The 21710-nt window shown below is 44.2% G+C and carries 20 protein-coding genes and 1 rRNA gene; 16 read left to right on the top strand and 5 right to left on the bottom strand.

Annotated features, from left to right (window positions below):
• Positions 1-198: 198 nt before the first annotated feature.
• Entirely contained in the window at positions 199-1188 is a 990-nt protein-coding gene (corA, locus tag GO003_RS03720) for a magnesium/cobalt transporter CorA (protein WP_231088806.1), read from the bottom strand.
• A 317-nt stretch (positions 1189-1505) separates the two neighbouring features.
• Here corA and GO003_RS03715 point away from each other — a divergent pair, with 317 nt between their 5' ends.
• Positions 1506-3098 carry a SulP family inorganic anion transporter gene (locus GO003_RS03715; protein ID WP_159658377.1) on the top strand — a complete coding sequence of 531 codons (1593 nt, stop codon included), beginning with the start codon at positions 1506-1508 and terminating at the stop codon, positions 3096-3098.
• 100 nt (positions 3099-3198) lie between these two features.
• On the opposite strand, the gene smrA is transcribed toward GO003_RS03715, so the two are convergent.
• The 3 genes from smrA to GO003_RS03700 all read right to left on the bottom strand — a co-directional run bounded on the left by smrA (position 3199) and on the right by GO003_RS03700 (position 5296).
• Entirely contained in the window at positions 3199-3777 is a 579-nt protein-coding gene (smrA, locus tag GO003_RS03710; RefSeq protein ID WP_159658376.1) for a DNA endonuclease SmrA, read from the bottom strand.
• A 57-nt stretch (positions 3778-3834) separates the two neighbouring features.
• Positions 3835-4740 (bottom strand): DMT family transporter, encoded by a 906-nt coding sequence (locus GO003_RS03705; RefSeq protein WP_159658375.1) that lies wholly within the window; start codon positions 4738-4740, stop codon positions 3835-3837.
• Between the two features lie 70 nt (positions 4741-4810).
• A complete protein-coding gene (locus tag GO003_RS03700) occupies positions 4811-5296 on the bottom strand; it encodes an MOSC domain-containing protein (RefSeq protein WP_231088805.1) in 486 nt (161 codons plus the stop codon).
• Positions 5297-5411: 115 nt separating this feature from the next.
• Between GO003_RS03700 and hslO the strand changes: the two genes are divergently transcribed.
• From hslO to GO003_RS03665, 7 genes are all read left to right on the top strand, one after another.
• Positions 5412-6284, top strand: coding sequence for an Hsp33 family molecular chaperone HslO (gene hslO, locus GO003_RS03695; protein ID WP_159658374.1), 873 nt, complete (start codon positions 5412-5414; stop codon positions 6282-6284).
• Positions 6271-7059 (top strand): hypothetical protein, encoded by a 789-nt coding sequence (locus GO003_RS03690; protein ID WP_159658373.1) that lies wholly within the window; start codon positions 6271-6273, stop codon positions 7057-7059. Before hslO ends, GO003_RS03690 begins: the two co-directional genes overlap by 14 nt.
• 185 nt (positions 7060-7244) lie before the next feature.
• Positions 7245-8993, top strand: a complete 1749-nt coding sequence (locus GO003_RS03685; protein WP_159658372.1) for an ABC transporter ATP-binding protein — start codon at positions 7245-7247, stop codon at positions 8991-8993.
• 251 nt (positions 8994-9244) lie between these two features.
• Positions 9245-11413, top strand: a complete 2169-nt coding sequence (locus tag GO003_RS03680; protein WP_159658371.1) for a sodium-translocating pyrophosphatase — start codon at positions 9245-9247, stop codon at positions 11411-11413.
• 371 nt (positions 11414-11784) lie between these two features.
• Positions 11785-12483, top strand: coding sequence for a hypothetical protein (locus GO003_RS03675; RefSeq protein ID WP_159658370.1), 699 nt, complete (start codon positions 11785-11787; stop codon positions 12481-12483).
• 330 nt (positions 12484-12813) lie between these two features.
• On the top strand, positions 12814-13032 hold the full coding sequence (locus tag GO003_RS03670; RefSeq protein WP_159658369.1) for a DUF1289 domain-containing protein: 219 nt from the start codon (positions 12814-12816) through the stop codon (positions 13030-13032).
• A 276-nt stretch (positions 13033-13308) separates the two neighbouring features.
• On the top strand, positions 13309-13653 hold the full coding sequence (locus GO003_RS03665) for a DUF2956 domain-containing protein (protein WP_159658368.1): 345 nt from the start codon (positions 13309-13311) through the stop codon (positions 13651-13653).
• Positions 13654-13734: 81 nt separating this feature from the next.
• On the opposite strand, the gene GO003_RS03660 is transcribed toward GO003_RS03665, so the two are convergent.
• The gene (locus GO003_RS03660) at positions 13735-14100 is read right to left on the bottom strand and encodes a DUF6164 family protein (protein WP_159658367.1); all 366 of its coding nucleotides are present in this window, start codon (positions 14098-14100) and stop codon (positions 13735-13737) included.
• A gap of 351 nt (positions 14101-14451) precedes the next feature.
• On the opposite strand from GO003_RS03660, the gene GO003_RS03655 reads away from it, so the two are divergent.
• The 8 genes from GO003_RS03655 to GO003_RS03620 all read left to right on the top strand — a co-directional run bounded on the left by GO003_RS03655 (position 14452) and on the right by GO003_RS03620 (position 21661).
• Complete coding sequence (locus GO003_RS03655) at positions 14452-14673, top strand: hypothetical protein (RefSeq protein WP_159658366.1); 222 nt, start codon at positions 14452-14454, stop codon at positions 14671-14673.
• A gap of 227 nt (positions 14674-14900) precedes the next feature.
• A complete protein-coding gene (locus GO003_RS03650; protein WP_159658365.1) occupies positions 14901-15068 on the top strand; it encodes a heavy metal translocating P-type ATPase metal-binding domain-containing protein in 168 nt (55 codons plus the stop codon).
• A gap of 42 nt (positions 15069-15110) precedes the next feature.
• Positions 15111-15383, top strand: coding sequence for a hypothetical protein (locus GO003_RS03645; protein WP_231088804.1), 273 nt, complete (start codon positions 15111-15113; stop codon positions 15381-15383).
• 118 nt (positions 15384-15501) lie between these two features.
• On the top strand, positions 15502-16110 hold the full coding sequence (locus GO003_RS03640) for a hypothetical protein (protein ID WP_159658364.1): 609 nt from the start codon (positions 15502-15504) through the stop codon (positions 16108-16110).
• Positions 16111-16232: 122 nt separating this feature from the next.
• Complete coding sequence (locus tag GO003_RS03635; RefSeq protein ID WP_159658363.1) at positions 16233-18683, top strand: heavy metal translocating P-type ATPase; 2451 nt, start codon at positions 16233-16235, stop codon at positions 18681-18683.
• Between the two features lie 8 nt (positions 18684-18691).
• Positions 18692-19519: a sulfite exporter TauE/SafE family protein gene (locus GO003_RS03630; RefSeq protein WP_159658362.1), complete on the top strand. Its 828-nt coding sequence runs from the start codon at positions 18692-18694 to the stop codon at positions 19517-19519.
• 22 nt (positions 19520-19541) lie between these two features.
• Positions 19542-19751, top strand: a complete 210-nt coding sequence (locus tag GO003_RS03625) for a SlyX family protein (RefSeq protein WP_159658361.1) — start codon at positions 19542-19544, stop codon at positions 19749-19751.
• 375 nt (positions 19752-20126) lie between these two features.
• Positions 20127-21661, top strand: a 16S ribosomal RNA gene (locus tag GO003_RS03620).
• The last annotated feature ends 49 nt before the right edge of the window (positions 21662-21710 follow it).

The following is a 21710-nucleotide window of genomic DNA, read 5'->3' as shown; positions in this document are numbered from 1 at the left end:
AGCATTACATTACCTTTTTAGTAGATAGCATCAGAGAATGCTTAAATTATAGGCAACTCATCGCAAATTGAATGTTAATGTCCATCGAAATTTAGTATCAGAATTTAAATATCTTTTTGTTCAATAGCTTGGGTATATTAACTGTGAAAAAGTGAGGGTCCGGGTTCAGGCAAATACTTTTGGGCCAGTGAGAAAAACCTACAACCAGCCGGATCGCTTTAAGCGTAAAAATAACAGCAAGCTGGCAAAAATGACCCCGCCGACCAGCAAGGGGTAACTGTAAGTCCATTCCAGTTCGGGCATATGTTTGAAATTCATCCCGTACCAACTGAACACCATGGTCGGGATTGCCAAAATTGCGCCCCAGCCGGCGAGGCGTTTGACGACTTCGTTTTGCCGGACGGTCACAAAAGTCAGATGCACATGCATGGCGGCGATCAGCATTTCGCGCATGCTTTCAATGGCACGGTCAATCCGCTTGATATGATCGGCGATATCCCGAAAATACAATCGCACGTCTTTGGGTATGTCGACATTATGAAAGTGCATCAACACATTGCAAATATCAATCACCGGTAAAATCACGCCTTGCATTTGCAGCAATTCGCGTTTTAATTCGTACAAGCCCTCCATAGTCTGCAGGCTGGGATGATGCTGAAAAATGGCTGATTCCAGTGCATCAAACCTTGTCTGCAGGCCTTCCAGCACCGGAACATAATTGTCGACAATAAAATCCATAATGGCGTAAAGAGCAAAACCGGGGCCTTTTGCTAATTGAAGCGGTGACGCTTCGCAGCGTGCCCGGATTTTGTTGTGACTCAATGTAGAGCCATGGCGCACCGTAACCAGAAAATGATTGCCGACAAAAAAGTGCGTTTCCCCGAAATCGACACAGTCATCCCCCAGACTCGCGGTATGCAATACGATAAAAAGAGAATCGCCGTATTCCTCAATTTTCGGTCGTTGATGTGCAGAAAGTGCATCTTCCACCGCCAGATCATGCAGGCCAAATTCTTCCTGAATTTTACCGAGCAAAGCGGCATCCAGTTCGCGTAATCCAAGCCAAATAAAAGTATCGGGTTGTTTGATGACTTCGCTGATGTCTTCGATGCTGATTTCACCAAGGCTGACGCCTCGTTGATAAGCTACGCATTTCATAACCATGTTGTTATCGATAGTAACGCTCAAAAACAGTCCCCTGTTGGTGTTGGATAGATACTTGTGCAGTCTATTTTAGAATCGATGGATTGTAACGTTAATTTCTATTGCTGCAGCGTAGACCGCCCGAAGACAGCAAGACCCATTGATGGGTTTACGGCGCTCCCCGCAAGGCTTACGCCACACCTCAAAGCTACATAAAAGTTCAAACTGGGAATTGCTGGGTCGAAGACACTCGCTGTTGATATTAAAAGTAACAAACCGCCATAATACAAAAACTTTACCTTTATTATCCGGTTGCGATATTAAAAGCAGCTGACGGTCTGTTTGTATCAACGAGGAACTGCATGAATAAGCCCTATCTGTCAAGTCTGCCCAAAACCGGTCTGCCCGGCTTAATAGAACACTGGCGTACTGATTTACTGTCCGGTTTTCTGGTGTTTCTAATCGCCTTACCATTATGCCTTGGCGTTTCGCTGGCTTCAGGCTTTCCTCCATCGGCCGGCATTATCACTGCTGTTGTCGGGGGCTTACTGGTTTCCCGGATTAACGGCTCATGTTTGACGATTAATGGACCGGCTGCTGGTCTAATTGTCGTGATTTTTGATGCCGTGCAAAAGCTGGGTGAGGGTGACGCAATGGCCGGTTACCGTTATACCCTGGCTGCGATTGTGGTTGCCGGCATTCTTCAGTTTTTGATGGGAAAATTAAGACTGGGTCAGCTGAATGCCTTTTTCCCCGCATCGGTCGTTCATGGCATGCTTGCAGCGATAGGGCTGATTATTATTGCAACTCAAAGCCATGTTCTGCTGGGTGTCAGGCCGGAACCCGGTAGCCTGTTTTCAACGATACTTCAAATTCCGCATAGTTTGTTCAGTATGAAACCGGAAATTGCCCTGATCGGCTTTCTAGGACTGCTGATACTGATTAGCTGGCCGTTGATCAAGAGTAAAATTCCCTCGCCTGTCGTCGTTGTGCTGGCAGGTATGCTGTTCGCCTGGCATTTCAATCTGGATCAGGATGCGTTGGAAAGCGGCTCAAGCTACTTGGTATCGATCTCCGATAATTTCGCTGCTGACTTTTATGTGCCCGATTTTTCAAAACTGTTCAGTGTCGCCTTTTGGGAGGCCGTTATCACAATCAGTTTAATAGGGAGTATTGAAACGTTGCTGAGTACAACGGCAGTCGATAAGCTGGATCCGTATAAACGCAGTTCCGATCTTGATCGTGATTTAACTGCTATTGGGATAGGAAATATTGTGGCCGGAGCAATAGGCGGTCTACCGATGATAGCTGAAATTGTCCGCAGTTCGGAGAATGTCAGTCATGGAGCAAAAACCGGTTGGTCCAATTTTTTTCATGGCTTGTTATTGTTGCTCGTTGTTATTTTGTTTCCTCGTCTGATCAATAACATTCCAATGGCTTCATTGGCGGCTTTATTAGTCTATACCGGTTATCGGCTTGCATCTCCAGCCACCTTCGCCAGTGTGTTGAATGTCGGCAAAGACCAGTTATTGATATTTGTAGTGACAATTATCGGGGTTTTAGCGACCGATTTATTGCTGGGCATCGCGCTGGGGATAGTGCTCAAGTTGATGATTAATCTGTTCCGGGGCGTTTGGCTGCGTAATTTGTTCAAGATCTACTTTACGATAGAAGAACAAAGCCGGGATACGCGGATTGTCAGACTGCAGGGGTCGGCGCTTTTTTCAAATTATCTGCGCTTAAAAAAAGCGCTGTTGGGGCTTGAATCGGGAAAAACGATTATTTTTGATTTCACAGAAGGCTATCTGATTGATCATACCGTGATGGATTTTTTGCATGATTTCATTCGCAACTACAAGGCTCAAGGCGGGCATTGCAAAATTGTCGGTAAAGCCCTGGAAACGTTCTCTGATCATGAGCTCTCTGCCCGGCTAATGACAGAAGATGACAGATAATGAACCAGCCTGATCTAGGCAGAAATGGCTGATCCTTTTAAGGATCAGCATCCCTGCTTGATCGTTTAGCCGGTCTTTTCGACTGGCTAAAAAGTGACTTTCAACCGCCCAGACGGGCTGCGTGACGTTCGCGATTTTCTGCCCGCATGGCTTCGCTTTTACGCAGCAACACATAAACAGCGCCAGAGCCGCCATGCTGTTTTTGGGCAGTATGGCAGGCCTGCACTTGTTTAAGTTCCGGAAGCCATTGGGCCAGATAACTTTTAAGCAATGTCCCGCTGTTTTTTCCGTAACCAAAACTGATCAGGACACTGCGAATATTGCATTCCTCACATTCATGCATGAACTGCAATAATTCATCACGCGCTTCTTTCGGAGACTTACGGATCAGGTTAAGCACCGCTTCGTGCGGATAGCGGCCTAGTCTTAGGTTTTTGTATACGCCTGTCTGAATGCCGTCGCGTTTATAGCTGATCCAGTCGTCGGCTTGCAGCGTTTTTCTCAATACCAACGATAAAGGGCCCTGGATTTCCTGTTCTGAATACTGCGCTCTTTGGTGCCGGTATTGTTGACCGGGCGTCACTTCTTCCGGTTTTTTGAGCACCACATTTTCATTTTTTTTGATAGGAATAACATCGTGCATGACATGCTTAAATAATTCCAGTTCTTGAGTCATCATCTGAAAAACCTCGTATACAGTTGACAGGGGTTAGAATAATTTATGATGCAAAAGTTTTCAATTTCCAGGTCTGCTGACCACAAAAACGCCAATAATCACCAGCAAAGTGCCGGATAACTGGAGCCATGAAATAGTCTCGTTTAAAAACACGTAAGCCAGTAATAGCGTTACGATGGGACCTATCGAGCTGATGATTGATGCTGAGCTGGCGCCGATTCTCAGAATGCCTGCATTCATGGCGTATGCCGGTAATACGGTGGAAAAAATGGCCATCAGTATCACCAGCCAATATAGCTTGATTGGAAAATCGAGCAAATGTATTCCGGATGTCAGGCTAAAGTGAAGTAAAACCAGCAATCCCGCTATGCTCATGGTGTAGGTGGTAAATCGGGCCGAGCCTATTACTTTGACCATCGCGCCGCTACCCATGGTAAAACCGGCAAAAACAACAGCGCTGCCTAAAACCATTAAGGATCCAAACAGCCAATCCGGGGTTTTGACGGTCAGATTATCTGCAAAGACGCAGACCAATCCGCCATAGCAAAACAGTAATGCGATAACTTCTCTGGTTTTGATCCAGCGTCTATGTAATAACGCCGAAAACAGCACGACAAACGTGGGGTATAAAAATAGCAACACGCGTTCCAGGCCCGCTGAAATATACTGTAGGCCTTTAAAATCTAGGTAACTCGCTAGATAATACCCGGCGAAGCCGAGCGCGAATAATTGGATCCCTGTTTTTATACTCAGCGATTGATCGAGGGCGTGTTTCTTTTGCTGCCAGATGCCGATTAACAAAAAAACAGGCAAAGAAAACAGCATTCTTAACGCGAGCAGGCTGATGGCATCCAGTTGTCCGGAAACCTGATAAGCCGACTTTACAAAGATCGATTTGGTGGAAAAGCCCAAAGCACCCAGCAAGACCAGCAAAATACCGGATGCCTCCGTGTTTATAATTTTCAATGATTAATCCGAATGTGATGAAAGCAGTCTGATGATCGTTAGGTTTAATAGGGCCCTTCGTTTTGGCCCGTTATGTCTCCGTTTCGACTGATACCGGATCGCCTTTCTTCAAGAGACCGCCGGTCAGCACCTGCGCAGTCATGCCACCATGACCTCTCATCGCATTGTAAGCGCCTTCGCCTAACGCTGTTTCCATTCTCGAACACGGATGGCATGCGCCTGTGACCAGCAATACGGTATTTCCGATTTTTATTTTCTGTTGCTTAAGGGTCAGCAAGTTAAGGCCTTTAATCACTAAATTACGACGCAATTGCTCAGGCACGACGGGTTTGTCCAATAATGCCGACAGCACAGCAAGATGCTCCCATTGAAATAAGGTCACCTGCCGGTTTCCTTTTTTACCGCTATAGTGATCACCGATTAGCCCGCAAGCAATATCTGCCATCACCTCCTCAACCGGTTGAAGCGGCATTTTTTTACCCGGTCTTAGCCCTATCCAGACCAGTTCCCCGGTTTTTGGATAACTATCGGCAAGATTTTTTATCGTTAACATCATGAGATATCCAAATTTAATCACGCGTTGGTATCGTATCGGAAATGTGATGTTAGGCAAGGGTTCAGTTTTTATTGGATTATAATGACCGCTGTTTTATTTACATTTAGACCTTGTTATGAAAGAAATTGATTGTTTGCGCCGGTTTTTGTTCGAAGAGTTGGGTGTCAGAGGGGAATGGGTCAGGCTTGAACAAAGTTGGTTGGCGATTAAACAACATCAGCAAGGGCCTGATCAGGTTATTTTTATGCTGGGTCAGGCATTGGTTGCCGCGACGATGTTATCAGCCACAATAAAGTTCAAAGGCTCAATCATTCTGCAGGCTCAGGGTAACGGTCCGTTTAAAACACTGGTCTCTCAGGCATCTGATCAACAGAAAATCAGGGGTTTGGTGCGTTCAGAAGCTGACGTTCCGGCCGGTTCTCTGGAGCATATGTTTGGCGATGGACACCTCATATTAACAATTAAAGCTGAAGCCAACGATCCTTATCAAGGAGTTGTTCCCTTGGTGGGTGAGCGTTTAAGCGATGCCGTGGAGAGTTATTTCAAACAATCCGAGCAACTCAATACACGGCTTTGGTTGAGTGCGGATGCGAGCAGTGCCGTAGGTTTGTTTTTGCAGGAACTGCCGGGCCAAAATCTTGACCGTGAAGATTGGAACCGGATTGAAATGCTGGCGAATACGCTGAAGATGTCCGAATTGCATCAATTGGATTGTGAATCTTTGTTATTCCGCTTATTTCATCAGGAAAAAGTTAAGCTTTATCCCTGCGAACCGGTTGAATTTGAATGCTCTTGTTCCGTTGAGAAAATTGAAAATACCTTATATTCGATGGGGCAAGAAGAAGTATCCGGTATTTTGGATGAGTACGGTCAAATTGACGTGGACTGTGAGTTTTGCGGCAGGCGATACCGTTTTGACAGTATCGATATAGAAAACCTGTTTTCAAATTTAAAGTTGTCCGGAGGCGCTTCGAATGCGAAACATTAACAAACGCTATTATTCAAAAGCCCATCGTCTCGTTAGACTGATCAGTCTGCTGGTCATCATCAGTACTTTAACTGGCTGTCTTTACTGGCTTAGAGCATTTCAAACCTATCAGCAACTGGATGAATTCGATAAAAACTTTGGCATTGAAGTGGCAGATGAATTTTTGTTGAGTTTTAAAAAACCGATCATGTTCAGCGAAGACTTTATATCTTTATCCGGGCTTCGTTCCAGCGAGGTGGCTCAGGAGGACAATGGCAAGCGTTGGCGTTATTGGTTTCATAAGGTGGATAAGAATAACAAGCTGATTGAGCCTGAAATAAAATTTTATTTTGATCTGCATTTTAACTCGTTGGACCGGCTTTATTCCTGGGGTTTCTCATCGTTATTTTTGCAAATCGCTCCCCCCCAATTTTTGGAAGTTTCACTGAGATCGTTAGCTGGGGCTGAAATTAACAAGGAAACCAGGCAATTACGGGCTAATACCGACCATATTGATAAAATTTCCGCAGACTTACCTAAAAAATCAAACGTTGTTAAGCAATTGGGAAAGCCACTTGAAGTTATCGATGACAAGGAAAATGAAATATATGTGTATCATTTTTTACTCGATTCTTTAGGTATCAACAAAGGCTACGAAGACAGGGCCTTGAGCGTAATCAAATTGACTTTTGATAAGTCAACCGACGAACTGATAAAAATGTCGGGCCGTTTTGCAGGGCTTAAAATTTCAATAAGCTATCGGAAGTATCTTGAGAATGTAGCTGCAAATTCCTGATTCTTTATCATCAGGCTGTAGTGGGCCTATAAATTTGCCCATTACAGGAAATTCAAAAATCGAGACGTTATTTCAAACTCAATCCTTCGTTTTTGTGCCCGCACCTGTCTGCAAGGTAAACGTCAGGGTAAAAGCCAATCCAGTCAAGGGTTACACACCCTGTTTCGCTAATTTTAAAACACACCATGGACATCATTTTTAAAGAATATAGCCGGGTTATCTGGCAGAAAAAAGGCTATTTTCTGGTGGCCTTGATGGCTCTGGGTGCTTCGGTCAGTATGGACGTTTATGTTTCGGTTTTTTATAAGAACATCGCCAATGGCTTGGCTATGACTTATTCGGAAAGTGTTTTTGCGGAAATCATAAGTAATCTGGGCTGGGTTGCCCTTCTCTATGCCGGCATCTGGTTATCTTGGCGTTTTTTGGAGGTTGCCATTATTCCGTTGGATGGCGGAGGAGTTAACCTGCTGGAAAAACGTTGTTTCGAGGTGTTGAAAAAACAGAAATATGGTTTTTTTGAAAATCAATTTTCTGGCAGTTTAGTCAAGCAGGCCGGGCGTTTCTCGCGTTCTTTCGAGATTGTCATGGACTGGTTTTTATTCCAGCTTTATCAAAACAGTCTCGCAGTTATTGTCTCGTTTGTTATTTTTTATCAGCAACAGCCTGAATTCGCTTTTTATTTCTTAGTGTGGGTTATTGTTTTTGTCGGGTGGAGCGTTGTATTTTCCTTGTGGAAACTGCGCTTTGATAAGGCGGTTGCCGAAGGGGACTCCAAGGTCGGGGGTGTTTATTCGGATGCGATCAGCAACATATCCATAGTGAAATGTTTTGTGATGGAGGCGACTGAGCAAGCCCAGATTAATCAGGCGTCCGATGCGGTGTATAAGAAAAAGAAAATCGCCTGGATTTTGATGTTTATTTCATTCGCCATTCAAGGTTTGATGGCGTTGGGCATGGAATTGTTGCTGGTGTATCTGATGATTCAGAAGTGGAAAAATGGTCATTTTGAAGTCGGTGAATTTGTGCTGTTTCAATCCATTTTTATGCTGCTGATTCATCGTTTATGGGATTTTGGCCGCAATTTTCGGACGTTTTTCAGTGCATTAGCGGATGCTGCAGAAATGGCGGAGGTTTTCAGATGCACTGACTTAGAGATGGATGTTGAAGGCGCCAAACCTTTGCAGATTAAGCAAGGTGAAATTCATTTTGATTCGGTTGATTTCAGCTATTCAGCGTTAAAAGAAGGCGGTCCCAGCTTATTTAAAGGCTTTTCTCTGGAGGTTCGTCCCGGCGAAAAAGTGGCTTTAGTCGGGCATTCCGGCTCCGGTAAAACGACACTGACGAAAATGCTGTTCCGTTTTGTTGATCCGCAAAGAGGCTCATTAAAATTTGACGGAATGGATGCCAGAGCCTTTACGCTGGATTCTTTGCGGCGGCAAATTTCGCTGATACCTCAGCAGCCGGAACTGTTTCATCGTTCTGTCAGGGATAACATTACGCTGGGACGGTCGGTGACCGATGCGGCGTTAACCGATGTGGTGAAAAAAGCCCAGTGCCAGGAATTTATTAAAAACTTTCCTGATGGAATTGATACGTTGGTCGGTGAGCGAGGTGTTAAATTGTCCGGTGGGGAGCGTCAGCGCATAGCGATCGCTCGAGCATTTCTGGAAGATGCACCTATTGTCGTGCTGGATGAAGCGACCAGTGCCCTTGATTCTCTTACCGAACAACTGATTCAAGTCGCTGTGTTTGAGCTGATTAAAAATAAAACAGCGATTGTCATCGCGCATCGCTTATCCACTATTTTACGAATGGATAGAATTGTAGTGATGGAAAATGGCAGGATCATTGAGCAAGGCACGCATCAGGAATTGCTTACAATCCGGGGCAAGTATTTTCAGATGTGGGAGCATCAGAGCGGAAGTTTTTTGTGAGTTGAACGCAGGCTGTATTCTTCACTAACAGCAACGAAACCGGATTTAAGCTTGTTTTGACTTGAAAAATCATTAAATTGTCGGGGGTGACGTATTTGTTTTTAAGTTACGCATGAAAAATGCATCGCGGTTCTTCACTTCTTCTATTTACTGCGAGGGACCTCCGGCTTAATCAGTTCTTTTCTGAGGTTTAAGCTTCGATGAAAAGCGGTAGTGCAATCACTTTTTTTAACTTTAAAAGGCAAACATCTATGAACACAGGGCAGTTAATATCCTATTTAATCCCGGTTTTTGGCATTCTGGCCTTGATTTTTACCGTTATTCGCTCCGCTTGGGTTAAAAAACAAGATGCTGGCAATGAGAGAATGACGCGGATTGCCGGTTATATTGCGGATGGGGCGATGGCCTTTCTGAAAGCCGAGTATCAGGTTTTGGCCGTATTTGTTGTGGTCATCGCCGTTATATTGGGCTGGATGGGTTCTCGCTCCGTTGATTCCTCCTGGTTAATCGCTTTCTCGTTCGTTTTGGGTGCTTTCTGTTCAGGATTAGCGGGTTTTTTGGGGATGCGTATTGCGACCCAGGCCAATGTAAGAACAACTCAGGCTGCCAGAACCAGTATCGGTAGTGCTTTACAGGTCGCTTTCTCTGGCGGATCCGTCATGGGGTTGGGTGTAGTAGGACTCGGGGTGCTGGGTTTGAGTCTGTTGTTGATTTTTTATTCTTCTTTGGGATGGGACTTTAATCGCATCGTTACAGTCATTACCGGTTTTTCTTTTGGTGCGTCTTCCATCGCATTGTTTGCAAGGGTTGGCGGCGGCATCTATACCAAGGCGGCCGATATCGGCGCCGATCTGGTGGGTAAAGTTGAAGCCGGCATTCCCGAAGATCATCCGCTGAACCCCGCAACGATTGGCGATAATGTCGGCGATAACGTCGGTGATGTCGCCGGAATGGGTGCGGATCTTTTTGAATCTTATGTCGGGTCGATAGTCGGTACTATGGTCTTGGGAGCCGCGCTGATCGGTTCTGCCGGATTTGAAATAAATAATGAATTTAGCGGGCTTAATGCGGCTTTACTGCCTCTCTTATTATCGGGCGTGGGCATTGTTACATCAATTATCGGTACTTTTTTTGTGCGCGTTAAAGAGGGCGGTGACCCTCAAAAAGCATTGAATCAAGGTGAATTGGTGGCTTCTGTATTAATGCTGGCTGCGACCTATTTAATTACGTTGTGGATTTTGCCTGCATCCTGGCAGACGCCAACGGGGACTTATACTTCGATGGGTGTCTTTACTGCCATTATCATCGGTCTAGTATCCGGGCTGGCGATAGGTTATGTGACCGAATATTACACAGGAACGGGTACACGTCCCGTTAAGCGAATTGTTGAACAATCATTGACAGGTTCTGCGACCAATATCATTGCCGGATTGGGTGTTGGGATGCAATCAACCGCGATGCCAATCATCATTCTTGCTGCGGCTATTATCGGAGCCTATGAATTTGCCGGGCTCTATGGGATTGCAATAGCGGCAGTCGGAATGCTGTCAAATACCGGCATCCAGCTTGCAGTAGATGCCTATGGTCCCATTTCCGATAATGCGGGCGGTATTGCCGAAATGGCCTCGCTGCCAAAAGAAGTACGAAAACGTACGGATAAGCTGGATGCGGTTGGCAATACAACGGCTGCCATAGGCAAGGGTTTTGCGATAGGGTCAGCCGCTCTGACTGCTTTGGCGTTATTTGCAGCTTTTATGACAACGGCCAAGATAACCAGTATCGATATTTCCAAGCCTTACGTGATGGCAGGTTTGTTTTTGGGCGGCATGCTGCCATTTCTGTTTTCATCACTGGCTATGGGGGCTGTCGGCCGCGCGGCAATGGATATGATCAATGAGGTAAGGCGCCAGTTTGCATCGATTCCTGAGCTTAAGGCTGCGCTTGAAGTGATGCGTAAAAATGAGGGGCGTGATCTTGAAGAATGGAGTGAGGGCGATCAGCTCATATTTAACAACGCAGATGGCAAGGCCGAGTACAGCAAATGTGTTGATATTTCTACGAAAGCTTCAATCCGGGAAATGGTTGTTCCAGGATTACTGGCAGTTTTGTCTCCTGTCGCCGTAGGGTTTTTAGGCGGCGCCGAAATGTTGGGCGGCCTGTTGGCGGGTGTAACGGTAAGCGGCGTGTTAATGGCCATTTTTCAATCTAATTCCGGAGGCGCATGGGACAATGCCAAAAAAATGATTGAAGAGGGTGTTGAAATTCAGGGAAAAACCTATCTAAAAGGATCAGAGCCACACAAAGCAGCCGTTGTGGGCGATACGGTAGGTGATCCGTTCAAAGACACATCAGGCCCTTCACTTAATATTCTGCTGAAATTAATGTCAGTGGTTGCATTGGTTATTGCTCCAATGTTGTAAATCGGCTGAATCCGCTTTAGAAGCCTCGCTTGTTAATTCAATGCGGGGCTTTTTTTTGCGATGAATAATTTCGCGATGTTGAAATTTTCTTAGATTCAGGATTGAACTGTGACTGGATAGAGGTAAATGTTTCTGTTAAATTGCAAGTCAATGTCATTAAGCCTTTGAATTTAATTATTTATAAATAACGCTCTTCTGATCGGAAAAACGTCTGAAAAATCAAAAGATGGAGGCATGCTCTCTATCTTTAAAGTGGGCTGATTTTTAAGTCAAAAGTGAGTTTGGTTTTTTGTCATTACTCGTTGAAAAATCCAGGGACGGATTCATTCTGCGTTTCCTAAACTATAAAAATAATAATGAGGGGGGAAGTTATGATGGCAACAGAAATAGTGGTGACTTGGGTCAGCGTCAGTGTGGTGGCGGTGATTTCGGCATTGCAGCTTGCCGTGAGTTTGCTGGAAAAAAGGCGACTGAATCAAGAGATTAATAATTTAAAAACAATGGATGATAAAAAGGCTCTTCGTGATGCGATCCGAAGGCTAAAGTTGGCATGGGGACACGATACCGGCGCATTGCATTGGTCATTTGTCTTGCAAGCGTTATTTACCGTTATTGTATTTTCTCTGCTGCTTTGGTGGGGTATTTACTTAATGAATCAGATGTTTTATGAATGGGCCGCATTAAGTGTCAGTTTTGCATTGCTAACGGTGAGCGTGACACTTTATGTATGGCAAGGTATCAAGCATAGATCGCAGAGTCTGGATTGTCTGAGCGGTATGGTTGACCTTGAGGATCAAGAAGATGAACCCGTGAGTGCGATCAAGGATTGCCCGACTATTAAAGCCGCCCATATCAACATAAATTCTGAAAGCGTATCATCACAACCTACACCGACCGCATTGCCGGAGGATTCGGTATTAAGGCGCCACCATATGAGTTTGATATTGAGCCAAATTGAGGATGAATTGGGAGAAAGGCCCGTCGATTCGGTATTGGTGCGTCATTACGATCATCTCGTTCTTTCTGAATTAATGAGGCGCTTAGAGATAGAGGATCATACTGTTTTTTAGGTCAACGTTTCTGATGCGCTTCAACGCGAAGAAAAATACGACTGTATAGCAGCGGAAGCGATGCCATTACTGTGATTGAAAGGCATTGCTCCCGCTTATCATCTTTTTGCTCATTCATCCGGATACAAAAGTACCAATCTGCATGAGCTGTGCCTTACTATTGGAATAGTTTATTTCATAGATAAATACTATCTTTAATTTATTGTTTTTAAAGCATTTTTTATCTATTTTTTCCAGCGTGTGAAAGTTTGTCAATTGACAATTGCAGATTTATTGACAATTTAGGGATTACTGAAACCTATTTCATTTTTTATACGGAGAAAAGTGAAAATGATAAGTTATTCTGATCGTGTGAAATCGCCATGTGTTGGTAATTGTTGTCTGAATGAATCTGAAGTGTGTATGGGCTGTTTTAGAACGCTTCAGGAGATAAAAAACTGGTCAGTTGCCGATGATCAATTGCGTCTTCAAATTATTATGAATACCCGAAAGCGTGAGTACGCATCGATTAAAAGGCAATTGACATTGTCAGTCTGCGACAATGATTGAAAGTTGGATTGGGAATCCTTGTTTACCGGTCAATCAAGCATGAGATTTGAGCGGTATTGTCATCAAGAGAGATAATTTTTTGGGGCTGCAGCCCATTTGATAACCACGTTTAGGAGGAAATATGAGTTTAGGTATGGTTTCAAAGTTACTTTTCTTTGTGTTATGGCCAATTTTGTTGTTACTTATATATTATTTGTGGGATAAAGAGGGGTTTAAAAGAAAATATGAACAATTGAAGAAAGATGGTTTTAATTAAGCCGGTTTAAAATCCAAACAATGACAGCAAAATCGAAATATGATCAGCCATCCGAAGAGAGCAGGGAGCAGGCCTTGCAAATTGCAAAAGCAATCCAGAGGCCTGGTCAAACCAAAGAGCAGACGAAACTCGTAAGCCTAGGAATTCAGAAAGGGATTGAAGTATATAAAAAACAGCAAAAAGCTAAAGCAAGAGAATTGGATAAAAAAAGGAAAAAACCAAGCAGTGTGTCATCGGATAAATTTGATAAGAATTCAAATACTAGCACTCCTATCGTTATCTATAAGCAGAGCCCATTGCCTTGGGTGCTTTTAGGTGTTTCTTGGTTGGCTGTGTTGTTGTTTTATCTGGCAGGAAATAAGTAAGATGCCCCACAAACAACGGATCGGGATGGACTGCCACCGTGGATCTGAGTCAAATAACACACATTAATTAAATTCAATGGTTTACAAGCCGAACTCTAAAATCAGCTTTATTGAAACATAAATGATTAAGCCCACTGCCAAGATATGAATAAGAAATCGGTAAAAATTTTGATGCAGGTAATCAAAAAAACCGGGCACTTTTCCTTCCTTGATAAGTTTTTCATAAATTTGCCTTTGAGTTATCGCCCTTTTGCCTTGATAGTCATTTACTAAATCATTTGCCTGATTAAACTGCAAGGCATCACGGACCCAGATAGCAGGCATTGAAATCCCCCAGTTTCCTGGTGGAGTCTCGTAAAAATCAATATTATTTTCCTTCAATATCATTCTGATATCTTCAGCTTCATCATCGGGTACGTTCCTTAAAGAAAAAAGTAATTTGCTCATAGTAATCTGTTGATTTGGTTTGATTTATGTTTTACGCATTCTAATGAAATAGCGGCTCATCAGCATTTTATTTCAACAGGCCTGAGTAAGTATCAAAACCCCCTGAAGTTATGGAAATGACCGGACTTTGACTGTTGAATCAGTCACTTGTAGTTCTGTCGTTGAGACGTGTCTGGAAATAAAATGTGTTAAATAACATAGTTTCTTTATGTTATCTAACCCATTTTAGAGCCTTTTTGTTTGCGATGAGAATTTAAGTTTATATAAATCAACAAGTTAATAATTGGTATTAATCATGCAATTATTAGGGAAATTGTTTATTTACAAACTTGAAATAAAGAGGTCAGAATAATGAGTCAGGATTTATCTCGTACTGTTGAAGCAAGTAATACTGGTTCTTTACTAATAGGTACAGGTTTGGCTGTTGCGTCGATGATCTTGGTGCCTGCCTTGGCCATGCGGTTGGGTTTGGGTGCTAGTCTTACAGGAGCCTTGCGTATTGCATTAATGAAGGCATCCAGTAAAGCAACAAATAGCAAACCAAGGATGTCCGCCTCCCAAGAATGCCATTGAACTGCTTAATTTATTGCTTTCGCTTTGACGAATAAAGCTTCTGGATTTTTTGTAAGTCCTTGAAGTGTGGTTCTCTTGGTCTCTAAGAATTTTAGTAAACCCGCTCAAGCGGTTATGAGCGGGTTTTTTTATGGGATCGATATTTGGACTGGCTTAAAATGCCGGTTGTGAGAGTGTATGTCTTTTGTTAATATCCCCGGTGTTATAAGAGGACTGAAGAAATAAAAATGAACGATACTAAGCAAGTTTGTGATCTCTGCGGATTAACTGTCGAAACGCCCGGGTTTACACTTAAAACAACGGAAGGCGATAAAGCTTTTTGTTGCGAGGGGTGCAAAGGTATTTATCAAATGCTTCACGAAGATCAAATTTTGCCGGACTCGGAACAAGTTTAATTTGGCGCTGCTACTTATATAAATTGTTAAGGAAAATGTATTATGAAACATGCTCACGGTGGTAATTCAATGTCAAAAGAAATAGTTAAGGGTTCAATGGCTTCTGCGACGGTCTATAGCGGTGGTAAGTTGTTAAGCAATGCTGCAAAACACCCTGTTATTGTCTTTGGTCTGGGAGTTGTAGCGGGTTATCTGGTTTACAAGTACCGCAAAGAAATCATCTCAGGAGCAACAAAAGCTGTAGATGCCAGTAAAGATTTTGTTCTACATCAAAAAGAAAATCTTGAAGACTTAGTGGCTGAGACTAAAGAATAAAATTTGAGTTTTAGTCCTTTCTCGTAATTCGCGGGAAAATGAATAGTTATAAACGGGTGCTTTCTTGTTGGATTGAACAGAGCGCCCGTTTTTATTTTTATATTTGCTGAAGTTGTTTATGGCTATTCAAAAAGAGTTTGTATTGCGTTATCAGGAAGAGGGGCATGTACGTTTTGGTGTGCCGGAAAAAGTTTGTCATAAGGACGTTGCTGAAACCTTATTAAAGGAAATCAGTGCTATTGACGGTGTTTATAAAGTCAACCTGTATCATAGTCAAAAAAAATTATCCATCCGTTTTCATTCTTCTGTATGTGAATTTAAATCTTTGGCAAAGCAGCTTTTTCAGATTCTCGCAAATCTTGAAAAAAAGGGTGCGCTAGAGGCCTCGCCAAGTCTACGCGGATCTACTTTCTTAAATAGAAAGGTGAAAACTAGCAGGTATTCTCCAATATCATGGATTAAAGAAAAGATAAACAACACCAAGGAAACGGTGCATGCCGCCAGAGTGTTAACGAGGGTTACTTTAAAAAAACCAAACTCGTTCATAAATGATCCTGAAAAAGCGGTTGTTGATTTTCTTAATGATATTCTGGTGCTTTTTCTCATCAAGCTCCACTGGCAAAACATAACGCAACAATGGATTGTAAAGCCTTTTAAGTATCGCTATGAGTGGATGGCCCTTTTTTATATGTTCTTTTTACTGATTAGATCGCGTAAAGCAAAATAAGCGATATTGGTGAGATGTTTATTCACTCTCGAATCAGCTTTTAAAATCGTTCCCTAGCCCTAAATGAAAGATTTAATTGTCTGGGCTCTATATTTTCCTGAATGGTTGCAAGTGAAATGGATATGGATACACCCGCAGTTATGCCTAAAAACTTTCGATTGGTTCATCAGTTGTCCAGGCGTGTAAGAATTATATCTCCGGTTCTTAAAAATGATCAGGAGCGGAGCTATATATTCGAAATTCTTATAAAAAAACGGCCTGAAGTAAAATCAGTCAGGTCGGTTTATGCCTTAGGTTCAGTTGTTATAGAGTTCGACCCTGCAAGCTTACCCAAAAAAAACTTGTTGATACTGATAGATGCGATACTTGGGAATGTTGCACATAAGCAATCGGCCCAGCAAAAACAGGCCGGAAAAATAATTGAAGGCCCCGAGCATGAAATTGATTTGGCAATAGAAGGGATGACCTGCGCCTCTTGCGCTTTGTTAATTGAAATGGTGCTAAAAAGAGATCCGCGGATAAAGCGGGCCAGTGTGAATTTTGGCACGGAAACACTGACTGTTCATGGGCATCTTAATAAAGTGGATGTGTCGGCGAAAGTAGAGACATTGGGTTATAAAACCTATTCAGTGGATACGTTGTCACAGCGCAAGATTCTAATTGAAAAGGAGCAACAGCGAATCTTTGTTGCTCGGCGCCGATTTATCTGGTCGGCAATTTTGAGTACCCCCGTCATTGTTACAGGCATGGCAATGACATCATCTCGTCCCTTGCATTGGATGCAGTTTCTGTTGACTACGCCTGTGGTTTTTTGGTCCGGCGGCCAATTTTTTATAAAAGCATGGCGGCTGGCAAAACAGCGTGCGGCGAACATGGATTCGCTGATCGCCCTGGGTGTGGGGTCGGCTTACGGTTACAGTTTGCCTGCTTTATATAGGCAAAGAGGGCATCTTTACTTCGAAGCGGGCGCGGCGATCATTACCTTTGTTTTACTCGGCCGTTATCTTGAAGAGCGAGCAAAAGGGAAAGCGGGGGAGGCCATCAGAAAATTGGTTGACTTGCAACCTCAAACGGCAACGGTACTTAAAAACGGTGAGGAAACAGTGGTTCCGGTTGATGATGTTGTTATTGATGATGTTCTTCTGGTGCGGCCGGGAGAAAAAATACCAACCGATGGCCTTGTAATCTTTGGCGTGTCTACGGTCGATGAGTCCATGGTTACCGGTGAAAGTTTGCCTGTAGTCAAAGAAATGGGTCATAAGGTGATTGGCGGTTGTGTTAATGGTAATGGTGTTTTGCGAGTCCGGGCAACCGCAGTAGGCATGGATACCGTGCTTGCCGGTATCGTTCATATGGTCGATCAGGCTCAGTCCACCAAGTTGCCGATCCAGAAACAAGTCGACAAAATTTCCGCAGTTTTCGTCCCGTCGGTCATGCTGGTTTCAGGATTGACAATGGCTGGCTGGTTATTGGCTGGAGCGCCATTCTCTTTTGCATTTGGAAATGCGATAACAGTTTTACTGATTGCCTGTCCATGCGCACTCGGACTGGCGACCCCCGCCGCAATTATGGTTGGGACCGGTCAGGCAGCAAGGGAAGGTATCTATATCCGCAATGGCGAAAGTCTTGAAACAGCGGCAAAATTAAACGCTATTGTTTTTGATAAGACCGGAACAATTACAGAAGGAAAACCCAATGTTGCCGCTATTGTTAATTTGTCCGAATTTGATCACGCAGAAATAATAATGCTTGCAGCATCTGCCGAGCATGGTTCTGAGCATTTTCTAGGTAAGGCTATTGTTGCCTATGCAAAGGAGCAATCGATTCAGCTTAAGGATGCTGCAAGTTTCGCGAGTGAAACAGGCAGAGGTATTGAAGCTTCTGTTGATGATAAGCAGCTTGTTTTAGGGAATAAAGCCTGGCTGGTTGAGAAAGGATTTAGGGTCGATAAGCTTTTAGAGGCGGCAGGCCAGTTCTCAGCAAAAGGAATGACGCCGGTATTCATGGCGATTGGCGGTCAAGAAGCCGCCTTATTCGCAATTGCAGACAAGCCTCGCGTTCAATCTCATGACGCGATAGCAAAGCTTAAAAAAATGGGTATCAAAACATTAATGGTCACGGGTGATACCGAAAAAACGGCAAACTACATTGCCGGCAAAGTAGGAATAGAAACTGTAATCGCAAATGCCAAGCCGGAGGATAAGCTCGCTATTATTCGCCAGTTACAAAAAGAAGGTCAAAAAGTCGCAATGATCGGTGACGGCATTAATGATGCCCCCGCGCTGGCGGCATCAGATGTCGGTTTTGCGATAGGCACAGGGACGGATATTGCCATTGAGTCGGCGGACCTGACGTTGGTGAGTGGCGATATCTCAAAAGTGACATCGGCTATACAATTAAGTACCGATACGATCCGTATCATCAAGCAAAATTTATTTTGGGCATTTGGTTATAACACCATTGCTATCCCGGTTGCTGCTATAGGCAAGCTTAATCCCATGATCGCATCAGCTGCGATGGCCTTAAGTTCTGTATCAGTTATAGCTAATTCACTGCGATTGAATAAAAAATAGAGGCACAAATGGATCATTCGACGATGGATCACAGCATGCATGTCGCAGGGATGGTCGGCGGATTTGACTATGGCTTGGCATTTGTTGCCGGAATACTGGGTAGTGGTCATTGTTTAGGTATGTGCGGCGCTTTAGTGTCCGGCTATTTTATGAAAGCCGGGCCCAATAGAAGTTATTTGCCTTATTTTGCTTATCAATTGGCACGTATTTCGATATACACAATGGTAGGGTTCGCTGCGGCGGCTTTAGGCGTAGTTCTGGTTTCCAGCGGCCTGTTTGGAAAGATGCAAAGCATTTTGCAAATGTTCATAGGTTCCGTTGTAATTTTTCTGGCTTTGGGGATACTTGGCTGGATTCCTTTTCAGGGCTCAATCAAATTAATCCCAATGGGTATGCTAAGAAAGGGCTATGCAACCGCAAATACAAGAGGTCCTATAATAGGCGCCTCAATAGCGGGTGTGTTGAACGGACTTATGCCGTGCCCGCTGACATTTGCAATGGCGGTTCAAGCCACATCTGCGCCATCGATAGGGGAGGGGGGCTTGTTGATGCTGACTTTTGGTGCGGGTACTTTACCGATGATGCTATTTATCAGTATTGCGTTTGGCAAGATTAGTGCTCGATTTAGAGGATTAATGATGAAGTCGGCCGCTCTGATAATGATTGTGATGGGGGCTAATACCATTTACATGGGTTTGTCCTTTTACGTTCAGGAAAACTTTGGTCAACATTCGTTCTTACATCATCTAAAAGATGAAATAGACGGACTTATTCTGTTTTTAAAAGAGTTTGTAAATTATTTAGTCAGCATGATGGATTCATTGCAGGAAAATTAAGTTCTCAATTAATGGATAAGCGATGGAAAATGATGATCAAATTGTAGAGATGCAAATCAAGATAGCCTTTCAGGAAGATCTGATCCAGGAATTAAATCAAATTGTAATTTCTCAGCAAGCGCAAATAGACCAGTTAAATAAAGCTTTTGGCGTGGTAAATGCTCGAATTACCTCGATCTGCTCAGAAATAGGCTATGTAAATCAAGGTGATGAAATTCCGCCACATTACTGAATACATGACTATTGCAGACTTTGTGTTACCAAGTCAAAGAAATTCCAAAACAAAAGCTTGACAGATTAGAAAGCTATTGTAGAATGTGCAGCTCTTCAGCGGTCAGGACGACGGTGAGGGGTCAGGGAGGGAAGAAAAGTTAAACAAGGTGTTGACAACGAAAAGCGAGTCTGTATAATAGTCAGGCTCAACAGGGCGAAAGTCCTGGCTCTTTAACAAGTCGATCAAAATAATTTGTGTGGGTGCTTGTGGCGCGATGTCTGGCAGTTAAAAAGATAATCGACGCAAGTATTACACGTTAATTCAAGTAATGACGTTTAATTCTGAAGTCGAGCCAAGATTGGCCACTCATCTAACTGAGTGGCAAACCATATTAAACTGAAGAGTTTGATCATGGCTCAGATTGAACGCTGGCGGTATGCTTAACACATGCAAGTCGAACGGTAACAGGCCTTCGGGCGCTGACGAGTGGCGGACGGGTGAGTAACGCGTAGGAATCTGCCTGGTAGTGGGGGACAACGTGGGGAAACTCACGCTAATACCGCATACGCCCTACGGGGGAAAGCGGGGGCTCTTCGGACCTCGCGCTATCAGATGAGCCTGCGTTAGATTAGCTAGTTGGTGGGGTAAAGGCCTACCAAGGCGACGATCTATAGCTGGTCTGAGAGGACGATCAGCCACACTGGGACTGAGACACGGCCCAGACTCCTACGGGAGGCAGCAGTGGGGAATATTGGACAATGGGCGAAAGCCTGATCCAGCAATACCGCGTGTGTGAAGAAGGCCTGAGGGTTGTAAAGCACTTTCAATTGGGAGGAAAAAAGTAAGGCCAATACCCTTGCTCTTGACATTACCTTTAGAAGAAGCACCGGCTAACTCCGTGCCAGCAGCCGCGGTAATACGGAGGGTGCAAGCGTTAATCGGAATTACTGGGCGTAAAGCGTGCGTAGGCGGTTATTTAAGTCAGATGTGAAAGCCCTGGGCTTAACCTGGGAACTGCATTTGATACTGGGTAACTAGAGTTTAATAGAGGAGAGTGGAATTTCAGGTGTAGCGGTGAAATGCGTAGAGATCTGAAGGAACACCAGTGGCGAAGGCGGCTCTCTGGATTAAAACTGACGCTGAGGTACGAAAGCGTGGGTAGCAAACAGGATTAGATACCCTGGTAGTCCACGCCGTAAACGATGTCAACTAGCCGTTGGGTCTTTTAAAAGACTTAGTGGTGCAGCTAACGCATTAAGTTGACCGCCTGGGGAGTACGGCCGCAAGGTTAAAACTCAAATGAATTGACGGGGGCCCGCACAAGCGGTGGAGCATGTGGTTTAATTCGATGCAACGCGAAGAACCTTACCTACCCTTGACATCCAGAGAATCTGTTAGAGATAGCGGAGTGCCTTCGGGAACTCTGAGACAGGTGCTGCATGGCTGTCGTCAGCTCGTGTCGTGAGATGTTGGGTTAAGTCCCGTAACGAGCGCAACCCTTATCCTTAGTTGCCAACAGGTCAAGCTGGGAACTCTAGGGAGACTGCCGGTGATAAACCGGAGGAAGGTGGGGACGACGTCAAGTCATCATGGCCCTTATGGGTAGGGCTACACACGTGCTACAATGGCCGGTACAGAGGGCCGCGAACTCGCGAGAGTAAGCAAATCCCAGAAAGCCGGTCCTAGTCCGGATTGCAGTCTGCAACTCGACTGCATGAAGTCGGAATCGCTAGTAATCGCGAATCAGAATGTCGCGGTGAATACGTTCCCGGGCCTTGTACACACCGCCCGTCACACCATGGGAGTGGGTTGCAAAAGAAGTAGGTAGTTTAACCTTCGGGAGGGCGCTTACCACTTTGTGATTCATGACTGGGGTGAAGTCGTAACAAGGTAGCCCTAGGGGAACCTGGGGCTGGATCACCTCCTTACAAAGACGCGCCGACACGTATCATGAGTACCCACAACAAATTATTTTGA

Source organism: Methylicorpusculum oleiharenae (genome assembly GCF_009828925.2).
Classification (GTDB): domain Bacteria; phylum Pseudomonadota; class Gammaproteobacteria; order Methylococcales; family Methylomonadaceae; genus Methylicorpusculum; species Methylicorpusculum oleiharenae.
The sequence above is the reverse complement of the archived record's forward strand: the minus strand, read 5'-3'. Positions and strand labels throughout refer to the sequence as shown.